Genomic DNA, 23,755 nt, shown 5'->3' with positions numbered 1-23,755 from the left:
CGTTAGCTAAACTTTTCAGCCATTTCGCCCAGAATCTGTTCGCACCAGGTTTGCAGGCGCTCATCGCTGAGATCGTACTGGTTGGTTTCATCCAGCGCGAGCCCAACAAACAGCTCGCCGTCGGCAATAATCGGTTTTTTACTGGTGAACTCGTAACCTTCGGTTGGCCAGTAGCCGATAAACGACACCCCTTTCGGTGCCAGTTTGTCGTGCAGCATGCCGAGCGCGTCCAGGAACCATTCCCCGTAACCGAGCTGGTCCCCCATGCCGTACATGGCAATGATTTTGCCGTCGAGGTTGACTGAGTCGAGTTGATCCCAGATGGCTTCCCAGTCTTCCTGTATCTCACCAAAATCCCAGGTTGGGATGCCAAGGATCAGGACATCGTACTGTTCCATCAGCGCGACCGCGTCATCTTTCAGGTTATGCAACGTCACCAGTTCCGGGCCAATGATGTCGCGAATTTTCTCTGCCGCCATTTCGGTGTAGCAGGTGCTGGAACCATAGAACAGACCAATATTCATCGCGTAACTATCTCAATTCTTGCTTTGACTATGCGCGTAGTGTACCAGAAACCGGTCGCAATCAGGCATAATGGCCTGACTGCAGAATCAAAGGGGCTGATGTGGAAAAGGATCTCGCACTGATCGAACAGTTTCTCGACGCGCTGTGGCTGGAGAAAAATCTGGCCGAGAATACGCTCAGCGCCTACCGGCGCGATCTTACCATGCTGGTGGAGTGGCTGGCCCGTCGGCAGCTCTCGCTGGCGAGCGCGCAAAGCGACGACCTACAGGCGCTGCTCGGTGAACGTGTAGAAGGGGGGTACAAAGCCACCAGTTCCGCTCGTTTGCTCAGCGCCATGCGTCGGCTGTTCCAGCATCTCTACCGTGAGAAGATTCGCGAAGACGATCCAAGCGCGCTGCTGGCTTCCCCTAAGCTTCCGCAGCGGCTGCCGAAAGATCTCAGCGAAGCACAAGTTGAGAGATTATTACAGTCACCGGCTGTTGACCTGCCGCTGGAGTTACGCGATAAAGCCATGCTTGAGCTATTGTATGCTACCGGCTTGCGCGTTTCGGAACTGGTTGGCCTGACGATGAGCGACATCAGCCTGCGTCAGGGCGTGGTGCGCGTCATTGGTAAAGGAAATAAGGAAAGGCTGGTTCCGCTGGGGGAAGAGGCGGTTTACTGGCTGGAAACGTACCTGGAGCATGGCCGTCCGTGGCTGCTCAATGGTACGTCTATCGACGTCCTGTTTCCGAGCCAGCGCGCCCAGCAGATGACGCGGCAAACGTTCTGGCATCGCATTAAGCATTACGCCACACTGGCGGGTATCGACAGTGAAAAGCTTTCGCCGCACGTATTGCGTCACGCCTTCGCGACGCATCTGCTCAACCACGGCGCTGATTTACGCGTGGTGCAGATGCTGCTGGGACACAGCGATCTTTCCACGACGCAAATTTACACCCATGTCGCGACGGAACGCCTGCGGCAGCTACACCAACAGCACCACCCTCGAGCGTGAGTGCCGACGAATTGTAACAGGATCACATATGAAAAAGTCTTTCGCGCTGTTCACCCTGCTGGCAGCCTCATTTACCGGTTTCGCCCATGCGGACGATGCCGCCATCAAACAGTCGCTGGCTAAGCTTGGCGTCACCGGCAGCGATATTCAGCCTGCACCGGTTGCTGGGATGAAAACGGTACTGACCAACAGCGGCGTGCTGTACGTCACCGAAGACGGCAAACACATTATTCAGGGGCCAATGTACGACGTGAGCGGCGCGCAGCCGGTGAACGTCACCAACCAGCTGCTGATGAAAAACCTGAACGCGCTCGAAAAAGAGATGATCGTCTATAAAGCGGCGCAGGAAAAACACGTTATTACCGTTTTCACCGACATCACCTGCGGCTACTGCCACAAGCTGCATGAAGAGATGAAAGACTACAACGCGCTGGGTATTACCGTGCGTTACCTGGCCTTCCCGCGCGCGGGCGTGCAGAGCCAGCCCGAGCAGGACATGAAGGCTATCTGGTGTGCGAAAGACCGCAACAAAGCGTTTGACGACGCGATGAACGGCAAAGGCGTTAAGCCGGCCTCCTGCGACATTGATATCGCTAACCACTACGCGCTCGGCGTGCAGTTTGGCGTGAGCGGTACGCCAGCGATTGTCCTGAGCAATGGCTATGTCGTTCCGGGCTATCAGGGGCCAAAAGAGATGAAAGAGTTCCTCGACGCGCACCAGAAACAGTTTGGTGGTAAATAATCCGCGTGAAAGCCCCGATAAAATTGCGCCGCCGCGAGGCGGTTGAACCGGTTGATTTGCCAGACGATCTCCCGGCGCTGCTTAAGCGCCTCTACGCCAGCCGCGGCGTGCGTCGCGCTGAGGATCTTGAGCGCAGCGTGAAAGGGATGCTGCCCTGGCAGCAGCTGAGCGGTATCGAAAAAGCTACCGAAATGCTCTACAACGCGCTGCGTGAAGGAACGCGGATTGTGGTGGTAGGGGATTTCGACGCCGACGGCGCAACCAGCACCGCGCTGAGCGTGCTCAGCCTGCGCGCGCTGGGCTGCGATAACGTCACGTATCTGGTGCCTAACCGTTTTGAAGACGGCTACGGACTCAGCCCGGAAGTGGTCGATCAGGCCCATGCCCGCGGTGCGCAGATGATCATGACCGTCGATAACGGGATCTCTTCCCATGCGGGGGTCGATCATGCTCACGCTCTGGGGATCCCGGTGCTGGTTACCGATCACCACCTGCCGGGCGAAACGCTGCCGGATGCGAAAGCGATTATTAATCCCAACCTGCGCGACTGCGATTTCCCATCGAAATCCCTTGCGGGCGTAGGCGTGGCGTTTTATCTGATGCTGGCGTTACGGACTCTGCTGCGCGATAAGGGCTGGTTCGAATCCCGCGGTATTGCCGTACCGAACCTGGCGGAATATCTCGATCTGGTGGCGCTGGGCACCGTCGCGGACGTGGTACCGCTCGATACCAATAACCGCATTTTGACCTGGCAGGGCCTAAGCCGCATTCGCGCGGGCAAGTGCCGGCCGGGGATCAAGGCGCTGCTGGAAATAGCCAACCGCGATCCGCTCAAGCTGGCGGCAAGCGATTTGGGCTTTGCGCTCGGGCCGCGCCTGAACGCGGCCGGAAGACTGGACGATATGTCCGTCGGCGTGGCGCTGCTGCTGTGCGACAACATCGGTGAAGCGCGCGTGCTGGCCAACGAGCTGGACGCCCTGAACCAGACACGTAAAGAGATTGAGCAGGGGATGCAGGCCGAAGCGCTGACCCTGTGTGAAAAACTGGAGCGCAGCGGCGATACGCTGCCGGGCGGCCTGGCGATGTACCATCCCGAGTGGCATCAGGGCGTGGTCGGCATTCTGGCGTCGCGCATCAAAGAGCGCTTCCACCGCCCGGTGATCGCGTTCGCACCCGCGGGCGACGGCACGCTGAAAGGCTCTGGCCGCTCAATTCAGGGGTTGCACATGCGTGATGCTCTGGAGCGTCTCGATACACTGTACCCGGGTCTGATGATCAAGTTCGGCGGCCATGCGATGGCGGCTGGACTGTCGCTGGAAGAGGCGAAATTCGACGAGTTCCAGCGCCTGTTCGGCGAGCTGGTCACCGACTGGATTGACCCGGCCCTGCTGCAGGGGGAAGTGGTGTCCGATGGCGAGCTTTCACCGCTTGAGATGACGATGGACGTGGCGCAAATGCTGCGCGATGCCGGCCCGTGGGGGCAGATGTTCCCGGAACCGCTGTTTGACGGGCGATTCCGCCTGCTGCAGCAGCGCATTGTCGGCGAACGTCATCTGAAAGTGATGGTTGAGCCCGTGGGCGGTGGACCGCTTCTGGACGGCATTGCTTTTAACGTCGATACCTCCATCTGGCCGGACAACGGCGTGCGCGAGGTCGAGCTGGCGTACAAACTGGACATCAACGAGTTTCGCGGTAACCGCACCCTTCAGATCATCATCGACAATATCTGGCCAATTTAGCGGCAGTAATCTCTATAAAAAAGGGCGTGGATTCGGTACAATCCCGCTCTTATCACCGCATTTTGACAAGTCCATAAAAGAAAACAGACCATGTTTGAAATTAATCCGGTAAAAAACCGTATTCAGGACCTCACGGAGCGCTCTGACGTTCTTAGGGGGTATCTTTGACTACGATGCCAAGAAAGAGCGTCTTGAAGAAGTAAACGCCGAGCTGGAACAGCCGGACGTCTGGAACGAACCTGAACGCGCACAGGCGCTGGGTAAAGAGCGTTCCTCTCTCGAAGCTATCGTAGATACGCTGGATCAAATGGCCCAGGGGCTGGAAGATGTTTCCGGTTTGCTGGAGCTGGCCGTCGAAGCTGACGACGAAGAAACCTTTAACGAAGCCGTGGCAGAACTCGACGTGCTGGAAGAGAAGCTGGCGCAGCTTGAATTCCGTCGCATGTTCTCCGGCGAATACGACAGCGCTGACTGCTATCTCGATATTCAGGCAGGTTCTGGCGGTACCGAAGCGCAGGACTGGGCCAGCATGCTGACGCGTATGTACCTGCGTTGGGCAGAAGCGCGCGGTTTCAAAACCGAAATTATCGAAGAGTCTGAAGGTGAAGTTGCGGGTCTGAAATCCGTCACCATCAAGATCATTGGCGATTACGCCTACGGCTGGCTGCGTACCGAAACCGGCGTTCACCGCCTGGTGCGTAAGAGCCCGTTCGACTCCGGCGGCCGCCGTCATACCTCCTTCAGCTCCGCGTTCGTTTACCCGGAAGTTGACGAAGATATTGATATCGAAATTAATCCGGCGGACCTGCGTATCGACGTTTACCGCGCATCCGGCGCGGGCGGTCAGCACGTTAACCGTACGGAATCGGCGGTGCGTATTACCCACATTCCAACCGGGCTGGTCACGCAATGCCAGAACGACCGTTCCCAGCATAAGAACAAAGACCAGGCCATGAAGCAGATGAAAGCGAAGCTTTATGAGCTGGAGATGCAGAAGAAAAATGCTGAGAAACAGGCGATGGAAGACAACAAGTCTGACATCGGCTGGGGCAGCCAGATCCGTTCTTACGTCCTTGATGACTCCCGCATCAAAGACCTGCGTACCGGGGTTGAAACCCGCAACACGCAGGCGGTGCTGGACGGCAGCCTGGACCAATTTATCGAAGCAAGTTTGAAAGCAGGGTTATGAGGAACCAACATGTCTGAACAACAAGCACAGGGCGCTGACGCGGTAGTCGATCTTAACAACGAACTGAAAACCCGCCGCGAGAAGCTGGCAGCGCTGCGCGAGCAGGGCGTGCCGTTCCCGAACGATTTTCGTCGTGACCACACCTCAGACCAACTGCACGCTGACTTCGACGCGAAAGAGAACGAAGAGCTGGAAGCGCTGAACGTTGAAGTGGCCGTTGCAGGCCGCATGATGACCCGTCGTATCATGGGTAAAGCCTCATTCGTGACCCTGCAGGACGTTGGCGGCCGCATTCAGCTGTACGTTTCCCGTGACGACCTGCCGGAAGGCATCTACAACGAGCAGTTCAAGAAGTGGGACCTGGGCGATATCCTGGGCGCAAAAGGTAAACTGTTCAAAACCAAAACTGGTGAACTGTCTATCCACTGCACCGAGCTGCGTCTGCTGACCAAAGCCCTGCGCCCGCTGCCGGACAAATTCCACGGCCTGCAGGATCAGGAAGCGCGCTATCGTCAGCGCTACCTGGATCTCATCTCTAACGATGAATCCCGCAAGACCTTTAAAATTCGCTCCCAGATCATGGCCGGTATCCGCCAGTTCATGGTCAACCGCGACTTTATGGAAGTGGAAACCCCGATGATGCAGGTGATCCCAGGCGGCGCGTCTGCGCGTCCGTTCATCACCCATCACAACGCCCTGGACCTGGACATGTACCTGCGTATCGCGCCGGAACTGTACCTGAAGCGCCTGGTGGTCGGTGGTTTTGACCGCGTGTTCGAGATCAACCGTAACTTCCGTAACGAAGGTATCTCCGTTCGCCATAACCCAGAGTTCACCATGATGGAACTCTACATGGCGTATGCGGATTACAAAGATCTGATCGAGCTGACCGAATCCCTGTTCCGTACCCTGGCGCAGGATATTCTGGGCACCACGCAGGTCCCTTACGGTGAAGAAGTCTTCGACTTCGGCAAGCCGTTCGAAAAACTGACCATGCGCGAAGCGATCAAGAAGTACCGTCCGGAAACCAACATGGCGGATCTGGATAACTTCGATTCTGCGAAAGCGATCGCGGAAAGCATCGGTATCAAGGTTGAGAAGAGCTGGGGTCTGGGCCGTATCGTGACCGAGATCTTCGAAGAAGTGGCCGAAGCGCACCTGATTCAGCCGACCTTCATCACCGAATACCCGGCGGAAGTCTCTCCTCTGGCGCGTCGTAATGACCAGAACCCGGAAATCACTGACCGCTTCGAATTCTTCATCGGCGGCCGTGAAATCGGTAACGGCTTTAGCGAGCTGAACGATGCGGAAGACCAGGCTCAGCGCTTCCAGGACCAGGTTGACGCGAAAGCGGCAGGCGACGACGAAGCGATGTTCTTCGACGAAGACTACGTGACCGCGCTGGAACACGGTCTGCCACCAACGGCGGGTCTGGGCATTGGTATCGACCGTATGGTTATGCTGTTCACCAACAGCCACACCATCCGCGATGTGATCCTGTTCCCGGCTATGCGCCCGGTGAAGTAAGACGTTAAGATGTAAAAAAAGCCCCGAAAGGGGCTTTTTTATTGCGCCGCGAAGGCTTTAAGTTCTTCGCGGGCGGTAGTCGCTTCCATGACCATCCACGGGCTAAAGGCCCAGGGCGTTGCGTCCAGCGCGCGGAATAACGCCTCCAGCTCAACCCACTGATAGTCCATCACTTCATCTTCGTTTATCGTCACGTCATTGGTGATGCGGGCGGCGAATACCGGGCAAATTTCATTTTCCACGATCCCGGACGGGTCGGTTTCCCGATAGCGAAATTCAGGGGCGACGGCGGTGATATCGGTCAGTTCAGCGCCCACTTCAAAGCGGCAGCGGCGGATTATCGCCTGGACTGTCTCTTCGCCCGACTGCGGGTGGCCGCAAACGGAGTTGGTCCAGACGCCGGGCCAGGCTTTTTTGCTTAAGGCGCGTCGGGTGATCAGACATTCCCCTTTTGCGTTAAAAAGCCAGGAAGAGAACGCCAGATGCAGCGGGGTATGTAACGTGTGAGCGGCATATTTTTCCTGAGTGCCAATCACCATTCCCTGGTCGTTTACCAAAATAACGTGTTCTTGAATACTCATTGATGCTCCAGTGCCAAAATGCCGAGTGGTTCAGCACCATCAGCCGAAGCATTATACTGCATTCTTATACGAACGGTTTGGCTCGTAGAGCGGAAAAGGGCATGACCCTTATTCGTTTTGGCTGTTATCATAGTGCGCCATTCACGCTGACCGAGGATCTGTTTTGTTTGCAGGAAGCCTGACGAGAAACCCCATTACCGCAATTTTTTGCCTGACGCTGACGCTATTACTGGCGGGCTGTTCAGGGAGCAAATCTTCGGATACGGGAAGCTATTCCGGTTCGGTCTACACCGTTAAGCGCGGGGACACCCTGTACCGGATTTCGCGCGCAACGGGGACCAGCGTGAAGGATCTGGCGCGGCTGAATAATCTTTCGCCACCTTACACCATCGAGGTGGGGCAGCAGCTGAAGGTTAGCGGCGGATCGTCCTCGGGCAAAAAATCCTCTTCGAAAGGCAAAACCGCCAAAGTGACGCCGTCCTATCAGGTGCCACAATCGTCATGGCCGCCGGTTGGACAGCGCTGCTGGATTTGGCCTGCCAGCGGTAAAGTGGTCGCCCCTTACTCACTCTCTGAAGGTGGCAACAAGGGTATTGATATCGCCGCTGCGCGCGGTACGCCGGTTTATGCCTCCGGCGCCGGGAAGGTGGTTTACGTCGGTAACCAGCTGCGCGGCTACGGTAACCTGATCATGATTAAACATGGTGAAGACTACATCACGGCCTATGCTCACAACGACACGATGCTGGTCAACAACGGGCAGAACGTCAAAGCAGGGCAGAAGATTGCCACCATGGGCAGCACCGGTACGGATTCAGTGAAGCTGCATTTCCAGATCCGCTATAAGGCGACGGCCATCGATCCGCAGCGCTATCTTCCTGCGCCCGGCAGCAAACCGAAGTGCTAAGTGATTATTTAATCGCCGGTTAGTTGTGAAGAGGCTTGTATGAAGGTGTGTAAGGTCTATAATGCCATACGCACCTCAAAGCGGGCGTAGTTCAATGGTAGAACGAGAGCTTCCCAAGCTCTATACGAGGGTTCGATTCCCTTCGCCCGCTCCAGCTTTTCATGATGTTATTTTCATTTGCCTGCTTTTTACCCTGTCTACGCTTTTCCATACAGGTATCGTCATGCTGTTTTTTTGATAGCTTCAACGAAGTTAGCACGCATCCCTCCATATTTAGCACTGAGCTATCAGGCGCCGTAAGAATTTGCAGCACGATGAATACAACGGATAATTTTATCTGCACTGCTAGCTGATCTTTATATCTAACTATTGAGATGATTGGTTAATATTTTATCAAAGGATAAATAATAAAAATTACAGTTATGACGCTCTTCGTCATAACGGAGTTTATTTTTTTTACTTAACGCAAATATTACTACCAATTATAGTAGCCTTCTTTTTGAGACTATTCCCCATTGCGCCAGAGTTGGCATACTGACGAAAATCAAAAAATTATTCTTTTATATGTGCTATTACAGCAAAGCCGCCTTTTTTTGCTCGTTATTTTTTTGCTCTCTGAGCCATGCCGCCCCCCTTACTCCTGCTGACCGGGACACAGTGCGTCAGCAGCAGGAGGAACTGTTATTAAAGAACCAGCAACAGCGTGAGGAGCTGGAGCGGAGTATTCCTCGTCCCGCGCCCGCCAGACCGCTGCCGGCTACCGGCGCCGGGCCCTGCTTCACCATTCATACCATTACCCTTTCCGGCACGACCCTAATCTCCCCGAAAACCCGGCAGGCCCTTGTCGCCCCGTGGCAGGGCCGCTGTCTGGATATGGCAAAAATAACGGCGCTTCTCGCCCATATTTCTGACTGGTATATCAGCCGGGGATATATCACCAGCCGCGCTTTTCTTACCGAGCAGGATCTCTCCGGCGGTCAGCTGAATATTGTTGTGCTGGAAGGACGGCTGGAAGCGATCCGCCTGGAAGGCGAAACGCCGCACATGCTGAAAATGGCGTTTCCGGGACGGGTGGGCGGCATCCTTAATTTACGCGACATCGAACAGGGTATGGAGCAAATTAACCGTTTGCGTACCGACCCGGTTCAGATTGAAATTCTTCCGGGAACGCAGGCCGGATATTCCATCGTTAACCTCACGGCAAAACCGGAATTTCCCTTAAGTGTATCCGTAAGCCTGGATAATAGCGGGCAGAAGAGCACCGGTGAAAACCAGCTGAATGGCGTGCTCACCGCGAATAATATGCTGGGGCTGGCGGATAAATGGTTTGTCAGCGGCGGGCGCAGCAGCGATTTTGCCAGCGCGTACGATGCGCAGAACTTCCAGGCGGGCGTCAGCGTGCCGTTTGGCTACGGCCTGCTGGACTACAGCTACGTCTGGAGTAACTACCGGACCACCATCAGTAACCAGGGGTTTAACTGGCTCTCCACGGGCGATACGAAAACCCACCGCGTTAACGCGTCCTGGGTGGTCTTTCGCAACGGGGAGGTGAAAACCGGCATTGCGGCTGGCGTGGTTCAGCGATCCAGCCGCAACTGGCTCAACGACGCGCCGCTTCAGAGCAGCACGCGCAACCTCTCCAGCCTGGTACTGGGCATTACGCACACGCAAAAAATGCTGGGCGGCGTGGCGACCTTCAACCCGACCTGGAGCCACGGCATGCCGTGGTTCAGTGCCGAAACCGACGAAGATAAGTCCGGGGATGTGCCGCGTGCGGAATTCCGCAAATGGAGCCTGAACGCCAGCTTCCAGCGGCCGATTACCCGTAATGCCTGGTGGCTGACCAGCGCCTATGGCCAGTGGTCGCCCGACCGGCTGTACGGCTCTGAGCGCCTGACGCTCGGCGGCGAAAGCTCCGTGCGCGGTTTTAAAGAGCAGTACCTGTCCGGGGATAACGGCGGCTACTGGCGTAACGAGCTGGGGTATTCCCTCTTCACCCTTCCGGTGATTGGCGCAGTGAGCGCAACGGTCGCCGTTGACGGCGGCTGGCTGGAAAAAGACCGTCAGGACCGTTTTGCCTCCGGCACGTTATGGGGAGGCTCGGTGGGGCTGAGCAGCGCAGGGCGCTGGTACAGCAGCCAGATTTCGGTCGGCACGCCCCTGCACTACCCCGACTGGCTCGGCCCGGATCATGTGAGCGTTAACTGGCGCATTGCCTTCATGCTTTAAGAGACTCTACGACTATGGATACCCGTCACCCACCCGTTCGTTTCTCGCAGCGTCTGATCAGCTGGATTGTCTGCGGCTTAATGGTCTGGCAGCCGATGGCACCTGCCGTCGCGGCGGCGCTGACGCCGACCGGGCAGACCACGGTCGATCGGGCGGGGAACGGGGTGCCGGTCGTCAACATCGCCACGCCCAACGGGGCGGGTATCTCGCATAACCAGTTCGGTGAGTATAACGTCGGCAAAGAGGGGCTTATCCTCAATAACGGTACGGACCGTTTAACCCAGACCCAGCTGGGCGGGCTTATCCAGAACAACCCCAACCTGCAGGCCGGGCGGGAAGCGAAAGGCATTATCAACGAAGTCACGGGCGCCAACCGCTCGCAGCTGCAGGGCTACACGGAAGTCGCCGGTAAAGCAGCAAACGTTATGGTGGCCAACCCGTACGGCATTACCTGTAACGGGTGCGGATTTATCAACACCCCGAACGTCACCCTGACCACCGGCAAGCCGCAGTTTGACGCCAGCGGTAACCTGCTGGCGCTGGAGGTGACGAAAGGGGCCATCACGGTTGAAGGCCAGGGGCTGGATGCCAGCAAGAGCGACGCGCTGTCGATTATTGCGCGCGCGACGGAAGTGAACGCCGCGATCCACGCGAACGACCTGACGGTGACCGCAGGGGCGAACCGCGTGGGGGCAGACGGCAGCGTCAGGCCGATTGCCGGTGAGGGCGCCGCGCCCGTGGTGGCCGTGGATACCGGCGCGCTCGGCGGGATGTATGCCAACCGTATTCGCCTGGTCTCCAGCGAGACGGGCGTGGGGGTGAACCTCGGCAACCTCACCGCGCGCCAGGGCGACATTCAGCTGGACGCGGGCGGGAAACTGACGGTCACGAACAGCCTGGCCAGCGGCTCGATTAGCGCGAACGGCGCGGGGGTGGCCCTCAGCGGCAGCCATCAGGCCGGGGGGGCGCTGAGCGTGGCCAGCTCGCGGGATGTGGAGCTCAGTAACAGCACGCTCGCCAGCCAGGGCGATATGCGCCTTTCCGCTGCGGGGAAAGTGCAGATGACAGGCGGCGGGACAAACAGCGCGGGCGCGCTTGCGGTGAGCAGCGGGCAGGGGATGACGCTCAGCAATACCTCCCTGGTCTCCCGCGGCGCGGCGACGCTGGACAGTAAAGCCACCCTGACCGTCAACGGCGGCGGCGTGTCGGCACAGGGCGGGGCGCTGACCGTCACGAGCAAACAGGGAGTGGCGCTTGCGGATGCGACGCTGACGGGCAAGGCCGACACCACGCTGTCCACCGGCGGCAGCCTGACGCAGCGCGGCGGCAGCGTCACCAGCAAAGGCGCGCTCAGCGTGGCGGCCGGGAAGGATATCACGCTGACGAATACCCGCAGCGGAAGCAATACCCGCGCGACGCTCAGCAGCGGCGGCACGCTGTCCTCCACGGCCAGCGCGGTCTCGGCAGGAGAGAATCTGGCCCTGAGAGGCGGACAGCTGATGATGGACGGCCAGAGCCGGGCCGATGCCGCGGGCGACGTCCGCCTGACGGGCAGCGCCGTCAGTAACCAGGGGCAGGTGAATGCGGGGCGCGACATTGCCCTCTCCGGCGACAGGGTGTCCAGCAGCGGCCAGCTGGCAGCGAAAGGCCGCCTGGACGTGAACGCGGGAGAGCTGACGAACGGCGGCACGGCGCAGGGTAACGACGTCACCCTGAAGGGGCAGACGGTCACTAACAGCGGTACCCTGCAGAGCGCCGGCAACCTGGCGCTGAGCGCCGGTACCCTGGAGCAGCGGGGCACGCTCAGCGCGAAAGGCAACGCGAACGTCACGGTGCAGCAGGCCCTGCGTAACAGCGGCAGCCTGCTGGCTGACGGGGCGATGAGCGTGACGGCAGACGCGCTTGAGCAGAACGGCACCCTGTCCGGCGCGACGGCGCTGACGGCGCAGGCCGGCACCCTGACCAGCGGTCAGGCGTCCCGCACCACCAGTCAGGGTAACGTACAGATTACCGCGACCCGCAGCGCCAGCCTGAACGGGCAGACGGACGCGGCGGGGGCATTAACCGTCAGCACCGGCGACCTGACCACCGGCCAGGATGCGCACCTGCAGAGCGGGCAGGGGCTTACCCTGCAGGCGCAGAATGCCGCGCTGAACGGCACGCAGGCGGCGAAAGGAGCCCTGTCGGTGACGGCGGGCACCCTTGCGCACGCCGGGAAATCCACCGGTAACGCGCTGAGTTTTAACGCAACCGGCGACCTGACCAGCGGCGGCGAGCTCACCGCCGGTACCCTCAGCCTCAGCGGAAATAACATCCTCCAGTCCGGCGTCGCAAAAGCGGACCGCATGACCCTGACGGCCCCCGGGCGCATCACCAGCAGCGGTACGCTGGTTGCCGGTACGCTGGCGCTGGACGGTGCCTCGGTGGAGAACGGCGGGCTGCTGCAGGGGACCACCCAGCTCGACCTGAAGACCGGGTCGCTCACGAACCTCGCCGGCGGGTCGGTCTACAGCGCGCAGGATTTAACGCTGAACGTTCCGGTGCTGGCCAACGGCGGGCTTATCACCACCGACGGCACGCTGCGCATTAAAGGCGACACGCTGACAAACCAGGGTGAAATCAACGGCGTCAGCCTGAGCAGCGACTACCTCAGCCTGACCAACAGCGGACGCCTGCTGGCGGACGACCGGCTCACCCTGAACGGCACTGCGTTTGCTAACGCGGGCAATATTGCGGCCGGCGACCTGCACATCACGGCGGACAGCCTGCAGAACCAGGGCACCGTCGGGGGGGACGCGGCCCTGACGCTCGGCGTGGCAGACCTTACTAACCGGGGCGCGCTGCGCAGCGGCGGAACGCTGACGCTTAACGGTGAAACGCTGGCCAACAGCGGCGAGCTCAGCGCCACCGCGCTGCTGCTGAACCTGACCCGACAGGCCAGCAACGATGCCGACGGGCGGGTAATTGCCCGGAACGGCCTGACGCTGACCGCCGCCAGCCTGACGAACGGCGGCCTGATGGCCGGTACCGACGCGCAGTTTAACAGCGCGTCGGTGACCAACGGCGGCACGCTGCAGGGGACACACTCCCTCACGGCGACCGGGACACAGCTCAGCAACCAGCAGGCGGGCATGCTGCTCTCCGGCGGCGCGCTCGACCTGCACCACACCACCCTGAACAACGCCGGGCTGCTGCAGGGCAACACCCTGAACCTGGCCACCGGCGAGTGGATGAATACAGGCAACGCGCTGGGGGAAGCGGGCGTGACGGCGGCGGTGACCGGCACGCTGACCAACAGCGGCAAGGTGCTCAGCCAGCAGGCGCTGGACGTCCAGGCCGGCAGGACCGATAACCGGGGCCAGCTGCTGGCGAAAGTGCTGACCCTGCGGGGCGACCTGCAGAACAGCGGCCTGCTTCAGGGCAGCAGCACGCTGGCCTGGTCCGGCAACACCTTCACGAACCAGCCTCAGGGCCAGGTGACGGGCGGCGAGACCCTGACGCTCAGCGGACAAACGCTGAGCAACGCGGGCAGCCTGCAGGGGCGCCGCGCGACGCTTGACGCCGGGAGCCTGAATAACCAGGGCAGCGTTCAGGCGCTGGACGCCCTGACGCTTTCCGCGACCGGCAGGCTGGATAACACCGGCGCCCTGCTCAGCCAGAACCTGTTCACGCTGACGGCGGCGCAGCTGTTCAGCGACGGCCAGCTGGCCGGGAAGGCGCTGACGGTGAACGCCGCGCAGCTGACCAACACCGGCATGCTGCAGGGCAACGACACGCTGGCGCTGACCACCCGCGCGCTGAGCAACGGTGCCACCGGTCAGCTGGTGAGCGGCAGTTCGCTGGACCTGTCCCTCGACACGCTCGATAACGCCGGCCTGCTGCTGGTGAAGGGCGGGTTTACCCTGCGGGGCAGCGACCTGACCAACCGGGGCGATATTCAGGCGCAGGACCTGGATTTGGGCCTGAGCAGTGCCCTGACCAGCACGGGGAACATCGTTGCCACCGGAGATGCCGCGCTTCACGCGACGACGCTGACCAGCAGCGGCACGGTGGCGGGCAAAACGCTGACAGCTGGCGCGACGGAGCTGCGCAACAGCGGCCTGATGCAGGGCAGCAGCGCGGTTAACGCCGCCGCTGACCGCTTTATCAACGAGCAGAACGGCAAATGGCTCTCCGGCGGCGGCTTCACGCTGACGGGCGGAGAGCTGACGAACGCCGGTACGCTGCAGGGCGCGACGCTGGGCATGACCGGCACCACCCTCACCAACAGCGGCACGGTGAACGGGCAGACGGGACTCAGCGGCACGCTCGGCGGGGCGTTAACCAATACCGGGCTGCTGCAGAGCGGCGGCACGACCGCCTTCACCGCGGATACCCTGGCGAACCCGGGGCGCATCACGGGCGGTACGCTGTCCCTCACCGCCCGCGAGATGAACAACGGCGGGCTGATGCAGGGAACGAACGGCCTGGCGCTCACCGGCACCGCGCTGACCACGGGCGCGACCTCGCGCACCCTCTCCGGCGGCATGCTGACGCTGGATGCAGGCCAGCTGACCACCCAGGGCACGCTGCAGGGGAACGGCGCGGACATCCGCGCCAGCGACTGGACGCACGGCGGGTCCCTGCTCAGCCAGGGAGCGCTGACGGCCACGACCGGCGGCACGCTGACCTCAGCCGGCTCGCTGATGAGCCAGGGGCGGGCGGATATCACCGCGCAGACGCTGGACAACCGCGGGCAGCTCCTCAGCGAGGGGGATGTGACGCTCGGCGGCAGCACGCTTAAAAACAGCGGCACCGTGCAGGGGAACACCCTCGCGCTGCATCAGAACAGCATTAACAACCAGGGCACGCTGACCGGCCTGCAGAGCCTGACCGTTCAGGGGGAGCAGCGGCTGATGGCGCGCATGGCGATGGCCGCGCCGCAGCAGGCGCTGATCAACGGCGCAGGCGGCAGGCTTCTCACTCAGGGCGCGCTGACGATTGCGTCCGGCGCGGTGACCAACGCCGGGAGCTGGCAGGCGCAGAACATTCTGCTTAACGCGCAGTCGCTCAGCAACAGCGGCACGGTGCAGAGCGCCGACGGGCTGCAGATGACGCTGGCCGACACGCTCACCGGAACCGCGGGCAGCAGGATCACCGCGCTGGGTGCGGCGACGCTGCAGGCCGCGACGCTGGCGAACCAGGGCCAGTGGGCGGCGAAAAACCTGACGCTGACAGGCGGTACGCTCAGCAACAGCGGCGCCATCAGCGGCGTGAATGGCCTGACCCTCAGCCAGACCGGCGCGGTCAGCCAGCAGTCTGGCGGCACCCTGCTGTCCGGCGGGGCGCTGAACGTCACGGCGGCCTCCGTCACCAGCGACGGCAAAATGCAGGGGAGCACGCTCGGCATCACCACCGGGGCGCTCACCAACGGCGGACGTCTGCAGGGCGATAACGGCGCGACGCTGGCCCTCAGCGGGACGCTCACCAACAGCAGCGGAGGCGAAATCGTCAGCCGCGATGCGCTGACGCTGACCACGCCCGCGCTGTTTAACTACGGCCTGATCCAGGGCGGCGGCGAGACGCGGGTGACCGCCTCCTCGCAGGCGCGTAACGACGGCAGGCTGCTCTCCGGCGCGCGCCTGACGCTCGGCACGCCGCAGTTCACGGGCACTGGCTGGCTGCAGGCCACCGACCTGATACTCAATGCGGCAAACGCCACCAACGGCGGTACGTGGGTGGCCGACCGGGCCACGCTGACCGGCACCAGTTTCGCCAGCCAGGGCACCACCCAGGCGGGGCAGCTGACGGTTAACTACGGCCAGCTGAACAACAGCGGCACGCTGCTCGGCAACGCGCAGCTGAACATCAATGCCGACCAGGTGACCCAGAGCGCGGGCGGCAGGCTGCTGAGCGGCGGCAACCTGTGGCTGCAGAGCCGTGGGCTGGACCTGACCGGCCAGCTGGTGTCCCTGGGGGACTTAACGCTGCAGCTGACGAACGCGTTTACCAGCCGGACCGCCGTGGCGGCAGGCCGAACCCTGACCATCAGCAGCGGCGGCGACATCGATAACCGCAGCGTGCTGCAGGGGCAGGCGGTCAACCTGAATGCGGGCGGGCAGCTCAGCAACAACGGACAAATCACCACTGGCGGCGGCGCGAGCACGCTCTCCGGCAGCAGCGTGGCGCTGAACGGCGCGGGCTCGGTGCAGGGCGGAGGTGACATCACCGTGGCCAGCCGGAGCAACATTACCGTCGACGGCTTCACCGGCACGCGCGGCTCGCTGACCCTCAGCGCGCCGGGCGCCATCGTCAACACCGCGCTGCTGTACGCGGCGAATAACCTGGCGCTGTTTGCCGACAGCATCACCAACCGGCGCGGCGACATCATGGCGGGGAATAACCTGTGGATGCAGCGGGATGCGGCGGGGAATGCGAACAGCCAGGTGGTGAACACGTCGGGGAATATTGAGACGCAGGGTGGCGATATTACAATTAAAACTAATCGTTTTTTTAATCATTACGAAGTTTTTGATGTAAAAACAGAAAGCAGTAGTCCGACTAATTCAGGGGACTTAAATAAACAATTACCTTCCAATGCCCATTTTGGGGAGGACAGTAAAGGTCCTTACATTGAAGTTAAGATGCATATTGATCTTATACCCGATGAAGTTGTACTCAGTAACGGACCGGAAGAAAATGTAACTATACACACGCAAGGTACCGCAGGGAGGCTTTCTGCAGGAAAAGATTTGAATATTTCCAGCAATGAGCTTATTAATCAGGCCAGTAATATGCTGGCAACTGGCAATATCAATATTTCCGGAAATCAGTTAAATAATCAAAGTTACCAGTCTGGTAAAAGCTCCAGTGAAATTGTTTACCAATTATCCACTATGTCAGGCTCCGATGGTGATTTCCCTACGGTTGTTTACAGGCCTAAGAGTTCTTCAGGTTCTGTTCCTGATGGCCCCGTTTACCGCGCTGTTATACAAGCCGGCGGTAACGTTAATGCAAACTTTACCAGCAATATCAGCAACACCAATACCACTGCGAATGCGGGCGGCGTCAGCAACGTTATCTCCACGCCGTCGCTGAATACCCTCAGCAACCAGACTGTCGGCAGCGGCGTACAAAAACAGGGGCTGAACGCTACCGGCACCGTGGCGGTGAACTCGCCGCAGTGGAACGATCGGCTCCAGGGTGCGCTGCAGCAGCTTAACGGCGGCGGCGCGCTGGAAAACGGCGGCGCGTCCGGCACGCCTCTCAGCAACATTGGCACCAGGCAGAAAGGCAACGCGAACCTCGGCCAGCTGGGCGCGCTGGCGAACGCCGGGGTCACCACCGCCGATCTCCGAACCGCTCAGGGCGGTGCCGTCGGGCATTATCAGGGCCAGCGCGTCGATACCAGCGCTTACCCGCTGCCGTCGGGCAACAACGGCTATTTTGTCTTCTCCGACAACCCGAAAAGCCCGTACCTGATCGGCATCAACCCGAAACTGAACGGTCTCGGACAGCTTGATCCCGCCCTGTTTGCCGACCTGAACGCAATGCTCGGGGTCAAACCGTCGTCCACTGCGCCGCAGGAGACGCGGCTGGCGTTTACCGACGAGAAGCAGTTCCTCGGCTCGTCTTACATGCTCGGCCGTCTCAACCTGAACCCGGATTACGATTACCGCTTCCTCGGTGATGCGGCGTTCGATACCCGCTACGTTTCCAACGTGGTGCTCAACCAGACCGGTAACCGTTACCTGAACGGTATCGGCTCCGATCTGGATCAGATGCGCTACCTGATGGACAACGCCGCGGCGGCGCAGCAGTCGCTGGGCCTGCAGTTTGGCGTCTCGCTGACCGCCGATCAGATTGCCGCGCTCGACCACAGCCTGCTGTGGTGGGAGAAAGCCACCGTCAACGGCGAAACGGTGATGGTGCCGAAACTCTACCTGTCGCCGAAGGACGTCACCGTCAACAACGGCAGCGTGATCGCGGGCAACAACGTCACCCTGAAGGGCGGCAGCATCACCAACGGCGGCAGCTCGCTGCTGGCGCAAAACAGCCTGACGCTCGACAGCCAGAACAGCATCAGTAACCTCAGTAACGGCCTGATGAAAGCGGGCGGCGACCTGAACCTGAGCGCCATCGGCGATATCAATAACATCAGCTCCACCATCAGCGGCAAAACGGTCGCGCTGGAGAGCCTGAACGGCAGCATCAACAACCTGACCCAGGTTGAGCAGATTGATATCAACGCCGGCGGGAAGTACGGCAACATCGGCCTGAAGGACACCCTGCTGGGCAACACGGCGTCTATTACCGCACAGGATGGCCTGTCGCTTGAGGCGGGGAAAAACATCACCGTTACCGGGGCGAACCTGGCCTCCGGCGGCGATATGCTGCTGAACGCGTGGGGCGATATTGCCGTCAACGCGAATCAGATCAACGACGCATTCAGCTCCAGCCGGGCGAAAACCAGCCGTTCGTCCGTCACGTATCAGGGCAGTAACGTCACCGCGGGCGGCAACCTGCTGGTGAACGCCGGGCACAACCTTGACGTGACCGCCAGCGACCTGAAGGCGGGCGGCAGCGCGGGGCTGAGCGCGGGCAACGATCTCAATCTGAACGCGGCACAGACCAGCGAAAGCAGCCGGAAAGGGAAAAGCGAGTCCCACAGCACCGGGCTCGACCGCACCACGATTTCCGCAGGCGATAACCTGGTGCTGAAGGCCGGGCAGGATATCAACGCTCAGGCCGCCGCGCTGGCAGCGGAGAAAAGCGTCGGGCTGCAGGCGGGTCGCGACGTGAATCTGGCTGCGGAAGAGACCACGCAGGGCGACAGCTATAGGTCGGGCAATAAAAAAGTGATTAACGAGTCGGTTCGCCAGTCGGGAACCGACATCACTGCGGGCGGGAATGTGACCGTTGTCGCCGGACGGGATGTGACGGCACAGGCAGCAGATGTCTATGCCGCAGGCGATACAGCCGTGGCCGCCGGGCGGGATATCACCCTTTCCACTGCGACGGAAAGTGACTATGCGTACCGGGAGAAGAAAAAGACATCCGGTGGGTTCCTCAGCAAGAAAACCACTCACACCATCCACGAAGAAACGCATACGCGTGAGAAAGGTACGCAGCTTTCCGGCGACAACGTTGCTCTCCGGGCTGGTAACAACCTGACGGTGCAGGGCTCATCAGTTGCCGCTGAGCGCGATGTGGCACTGAAGGCTGGAAATGATCTGACCGTGGAGGCAGCAACCAACACCGACACGTTCTACGACATGAAGAAGACGAAAAAATCCGGCGTTTTCTCCAGCGGGTCGGGATTGGGTATCACCATCGGGTCGCAGTCTTCAAAAAGCACCCGGCAGGGGGCAAATACGACGCAAAGTGATGCCCGCAGCACGGTGGGTACTACTGGCGGTAATGTCATTATCAGCGCCGGAAATGACGTCCAGTTGAGCGCGGCAGACGTGGTTGCCGGAAGAGCGAAGGATGATTCCTCCCGCAAAACCGGCCATATCGATATCACTGGCGACAGCATCGCCATCCTTCCTGGACGGGATACGGCCACTGAGTCCATGAAGCAGGAGTCCAAATCGTCTGGCGTCACCGTCAGTGTGAAAGCGCCATTTGAAGACACAGTGCGTAACGTGCGCGATATCGTTCGTGGTAAGGGCAACAGTGGCAACAGCACCGTCGATAAAGTGAAGGGGCTGGGGGCGGAAGGCGGTGCGCTCGCGCTTGACGGACCAGGGCAGATGATGGCCATTTCCGCAGGACGCACCCGGTCTTCCTCTGAGTCGCACTACGAGGGCGAGTTTAACAGCGGCAGCCATCTTGCCGCCGCAGGCAATATCCAGATGACTGCCACCGGTAAACAGGGAGGCAGCAACAGCGGTAATATCCTGATTGCCGGGAGCCAGGCTAAGGCCGGTGAAACGGTGATCCTCGATGCGAAACGTGACGTTGATATCACCACATCCACAGACAGCGAAAAATACAGCAACAGCACTAAAAATAGCGGCTGGAATCTCTCGAGCGCCCTGAGCGCCGGAAGTGCTGTTCGCGCCATCTTGGGTGGGGGTTCCCACGGCAATCAGCTTCTCCCGGGCGGGATGAGCAAGGCGGAGAGCAACAGTAGCGGCACCCGGACCACACAAAACGCGTCGGTTGTTCAGGGCTCAGATATTTACGTTAACAGTCGTGACGGCAGCGTGAATATCAGCGGCAGCCTGATGACCGCCACGGACGATCTTCTGCTGTCAGCCATAAATGGGGATATCTCCGTTTCTGCCGGACGCGATACATCGCGCAGTAAGAGCAGCGGCAGCAGCAAATTGCTGGGAACGCTGGGCGGCGATGGTTACAGCGCCACGGCAGGCTACCGCCATGAAAAAAACAGCAGTCGGGAAGATAGCAGCCTCGAAAACGGATTGCGCAGCCAGCTAAGCAGTAAAAACGGTAACGTTGTCGCGCAGGCCGGTAACGATCTCTCCCTGTCAGGTACGGATATCCGTGCCGGTAAATCGGTCTCACTCAGTGGCGAAAATGTCCTCATGGGGGTGAGCCGGGATACCCGTGACGGTGAAAACCACAGCAGCAGCGCCCAGTATGGTGTGACGGCATCTGCTGGCGGCTGGGCTGTTGAGGCTGCTAAAGCCGCTGAGACGGCTGCCCGCAGCGCAGAAAACGGCGATGATCCACGGCTGACCGCCATCAGAACAGGCCAGTCGGCGGCAACCGCGGCGCAGGGCGCTTTGTCGGACTCGTCGCTCATCAAGGCTAAAGTGTCTTTAACGGTGGGGACGTCATCTCAGGACAGTCGTTACCACAGTACCGACACGCAGGGCACCACCATTAATGCTGGCGAGAATGTCTCTGTTCGTGCCGGAAATGACATTGCCGGTATGGGGGTACAGATCGCGGGTAAACACGTGGCGCTGGATGCGGGACGGGATATTCTGCTGTCTGCCTCCCAGAACACAACCCGCTCTGAGAGTAAAAACAGCGGCAGCCAGTTCAGCGTCGGTGTCGGTGTGAGCCTGATTGGTGCGCAAAACGGCATCTCGGTGGAGCTGGGAGCGTCACAGCATAAGGGCAAGGAAAACAGCCAGTCGCAGCGCAATACGAACAGCGTTGTCCATGCTGATGAACAGCTTACGGTGAACAGCGGACGCGACACCACCCTGAAAGGTGCGGAGCTGGAAGGTAACCGTGTGGTGGTCAACACCGGACGCGATCTCACCATCAGCAGCGTGCAGGATACAGCCAGTTATGACAGCAAGCAGTCTTCGTCAGGCGCGTCCCTTAGTCTGTGCATACCGCCACTGTGTTATGGTGCCTCTTCCGGTAGCGTCAGTGCATCGGGTGAGAATATCACCCAGAATGGTAAGAGCGTTGCTGAACAGAGCGGGATATTCGCAGGCAAGGGCGGCTTTGCTGTCACCACCGGAAATCATACCCAGCTTGACGGCGCGGTGATTGCATCCACGGCGTCTGCAGATAAAAATAGCCTCGACACGGGTACGCTGGGCTTCAGTAATCTCCACAACGAGAGCCAGACCAGCGGCAACGGCTACACGGTGGCTCTGTCCGGCAGCGCGGGCGGCAGCGGAAACGGTGAAAACCGCAACCTGGCACCGGCCATCGGTACGGGCCAGGCAGAAGAGAGCCACACTGGCACGACCTCATCAGCGGTGAGTGGCGGTAGCATTGTCATTCGCAACCCGGCGGGACAGAAACAGGATATTGTTGACCTTAGCCGTGATACGGCTGACGCCCACCACGGCGTGGACGTGAACGGTGATGTGCAGAAGGTCAGGGATAACCTGGCGGTTCAGAGTGAAGGCGCGGCGCTCGCCTCTTCTGCGCTGGATGCTTACGGCAAGTATGCGGAGCAGAAAGCGCGGGAGTCCAATGCGGCGCTGGGCGCGAAGCTGGCGTCAGAAGGAAAACTACAGGGCGATACCCCGCAGGAGCAGGAAGCATTCCTGAAAACACTGCCTGGATATCAGAATACCGAATACGGTCCGGGGAGTGCCTTCTGGACGAAGGGCAGTGCAGCGGCGGGATTACTGGCAGGTGCGCTTGGCGGTAACCTGAAGGCAGGCGCGGCAGCGGGGGCGGCCCCTCTGCTGGCGTCCCTGGTCAAGGAGCAGAAAGACCCGACAGCCCGTGCCGCGCTGCACGGTATTGTGGCGGCGGCGCTGACGCAGCTGAGTGGCGGGAGCAGTGCGGATGGCCTGAAGGCTGGTGCCATAGGGGCCATTACGGCCTCGGCGATGACCGACCATCTGGTCAGCGCGCTGTATGGAGATAAAAAATCCAGTGACCTGACGGCAGAGGAGAAACGGCTGGTCAGTAGCCTCGTGAGTATCGCGGGAGGTCTGGCGGGCGCTGCGGTGACGGATGGCAGTGTCTCCATGGCGGCGATGGCGTCGGAAACGGCGAAGGTGGAGGTTGAGAATAACTCGCTGAGTGTCGATCAGAACCAGCACCGCATTAAAGAGCTATCTGAGTGTCAGGGTAATGCAGGCTGTGACAAAGGGATTACCGAAAAATATAAGCAACTCAATGCTGAGCAGCATAAGAGCGTTGTTGAGTGTAAAGGCGCAAAGGCCTGTGTTGATAAGGCTAATGAGGTCGGCGGCCTGCAGACGGCATACGCAAATCGTCTTGGCGAACTTGGTGATAAGCTTCACAGCACAGGTAGTCTGACAACAGAAGAGAAGCAGGAATGGGCCTACCTTCAGGGAGTGCTACCGCAGCTTGAAGCGGACAGAAATGCAGCTATTCATAATGCGCTGATGTCGGGTGATTCGTCGGAGGCGAAGCAGCTTGCGATAAACTCGTTAGCGCAGGTGGCCGGAACCAGCGCAGCGGGGATAGCGGCTGGGATTGGGAAAGGAGGAAAAGGTAGCTCGCTACCTACACCAACAAGCTCAGATCTTGGATTATCGCCTGCAAACCAGAAATATGTGGATATCCTTTCACCGGAAGCGAAACAGCATATTTTGTATGGGGATAGCCCTACGCAAGGTGGACATCTGTATCCCGGAAATCCAGGAAAAACAGTTTTCCCTCAAAGTTGGTCAGCAGACAAGGTTGTTCATGCTGTGGGTGATATAGCTACTTCACCCGATACCAAATGGTTTGCCCAGACCGGAACGGGCGGGGCGTATACAAATGCAGGAAGACCAGCAAGATGGGTTGCCTGGGAAGAGCGAGAGGGTGTTAGAGTTCGTGTGGTATACGAGCCTGCTAGTGGGAAAATAGTAACAGCGTTCCCGGATAATAATCCGACTCCTCCAGGTTTAAGGCCAATTAAGAAATAGTGTGGGCGC

General features: G+C 59.9%; 10 protein-coding genes and 1 tRNA gene. 9 read left to right on the top strand and 2 right to left on the bottom strand.

Annotated features, from left to right (window positions below; translation table 11 throughout):
- Positions 1-2: 2 nt before the first annotated feature.
- The gene (fldB, locus tag AB3N39_RS17145; RefSeq protein WP_008499710.1) at positions 3-524 is read right to left on the bottom strand and encodes a flavodoxin FldB; all 522 of its coding nucleotides are present in this window, start codon (positions 522-524) and stop codon (positions 3-5) included.
- Between the two features lie 101 nt (positions 525-625).
- Here fldB and xerD point away from each other — a divergent pair, with 101 nt between their 5' ends.
- The 5 genes from xerD to lysS all read left to right on the top strand — a co-directional run bounded on the left by xerD (position 626) and on the right by lysS (position 6,719).
- Positions 626-1,522 carry a site-specific tyrosine recombinase XerD gene (xerD, locus tag AB3N39_RS17140; protein WP_133295109.1) on the top strand — a complete coding sequence of 299 codons (897 nt, stop codon included), beginning with the start codon at positions 626-628 and terminating at the stop codon, positions 1,520-1,522.
- A 28-nt stretch (positions 1,523-1,550) separates the two neighbouring features.
- Positions 1,551-2,264 carry a bifunctional protein-disulfide isomerase/oxidoreductase DsbC gene (gene dsbC, locus AB3N39_RS17135; protein WP_029740340.1) on the top strand — a complete coding sequence of 238 codons (714 nt, stop codon included), beginning with the start codon at positions 1,551-1,553 and terminating at the stop codon, positions 2,262-2,264.
- 5 nt (positions 2,265-2,269) lie between these two features.
- Positions 2,270-4,003, top strand: coding sequence for a single-stranded-DNA-specific exonuclease RecJ (recJ, locus tag AB3N39_RS17130; protein ID WP_133295108.1), 1,734 nt, complete (start codon positions 2,270-2,272; stop codon positions 4,001-4,003).
- A 90-nt stretch (positions 4,004-4,093) separates the two neighbouring features.
- A protein-coding gene (gene prfB, locus AB3N39_RS17125; protein WP_096151315.1) for a peptide chain release factor 2 occupies positions 4,094-5,192 on the top strand; the annotation gives its coding sequence in 2 pieces (ribosomal slippage) (positions 4,094-4,168 and positions 4,170-5,192; 1,098 coding nt in all).
- Between the two features lie 9 nt (positions 5,193-5,201).
- On the top strand, positions 5,202-6,719 hold the full coding sequence (gene lysS / locus AB3N39_RS17120; protein ID WP_021242046.1) for a lysine--tRNA ligase: 1,518 nt from the start codon (positions 5,202-5,204) through the stop codon (positions 6,717-6,719).
- Between the two features lie 38 nt (positions 6,720-6,757).
- Here the strand turns inward: lysS and idi are convergent, their stop codons facing one another.
- Positions 6,758-7,300, bottom strand: coding sequence for an isopentenyl-diphosphate Delta-isomerase (idi, locus tag AB3N39_RS17115; RefSeq protein WP_133295107.1), 543 nt, complete (start codon positions 7,298-7,300; stop codon positions 6,758-6,760).
- Between the two features lie 163 nt (positions 7,301-7,463).
- Here idi and actS point away from each other — a divergent pair, with 163 nt between their 5' ends.
- The 4 genes from actS to AB3N39_RS17095 all read left to right on the top strand — a co-directional run bounded on the left by actS (position 7,464) and on the right by AB3N39_RS17095 (position 23,746).
- Entirely contained in the window at positions 7,464-8,207 is a 744-nt protein-coding gene (actS, locus tag AB3N39_RS17110) for an amidase activator ActS (RefSeq protein ID WP_115876225.1), read from the top strand.
- An 80-nt stretch (positions 8,208-8,287) separates the two neighbouring features.
- A tRNA-Gly gene (locus AB3N39_RS17105) sits at positions 8,288-8,361 on the top strand.
- Positions 8,362-8,771: 410 nt separating this feature from the next.
- Positions 8,772-10,436, top strand: a complete 1,665-nt coding sequence (locus AB3N39_RS17100) for a ShlB/FhaC/HecB family hemolysin secretion/activation protein (RefSeq protein ID WP_367896914.1) — start codon at positions 8,772-8,774, stop codon at positions 10,434-10,436.
- A 14-nt stretch (positions 10,437-10,450) separates the two neighbouring features.
- Positions 10,451-23,746, top strand: a complete 13,296-nt coding sequence (locus AB3N39_RS17095) for a hemagglutinin repeat-containing protein (protein WP_367896913.1) — start codon at positions 10,451-10,453, stop codon at positions 23,744-23,746.
- Positions 23,747-23,755 lie beyond the last annotated feature (9 nt).

Origin of the sequence: Enterobacter vonholyi, assembly GCF_040834095.1 — a bacterium.
In the GTDB taxonomy this organism is placed as follows: domain Bacteria; phylum Pseudomonadota; class Gammaproteobacteria; order Enterobacterales; family Enterobacteriaceae; genus Enterobacter; species Enterobacter vonholyi.
This window is presented reverse-complemented; position numbering and strand designations above follow the sequence as displayed.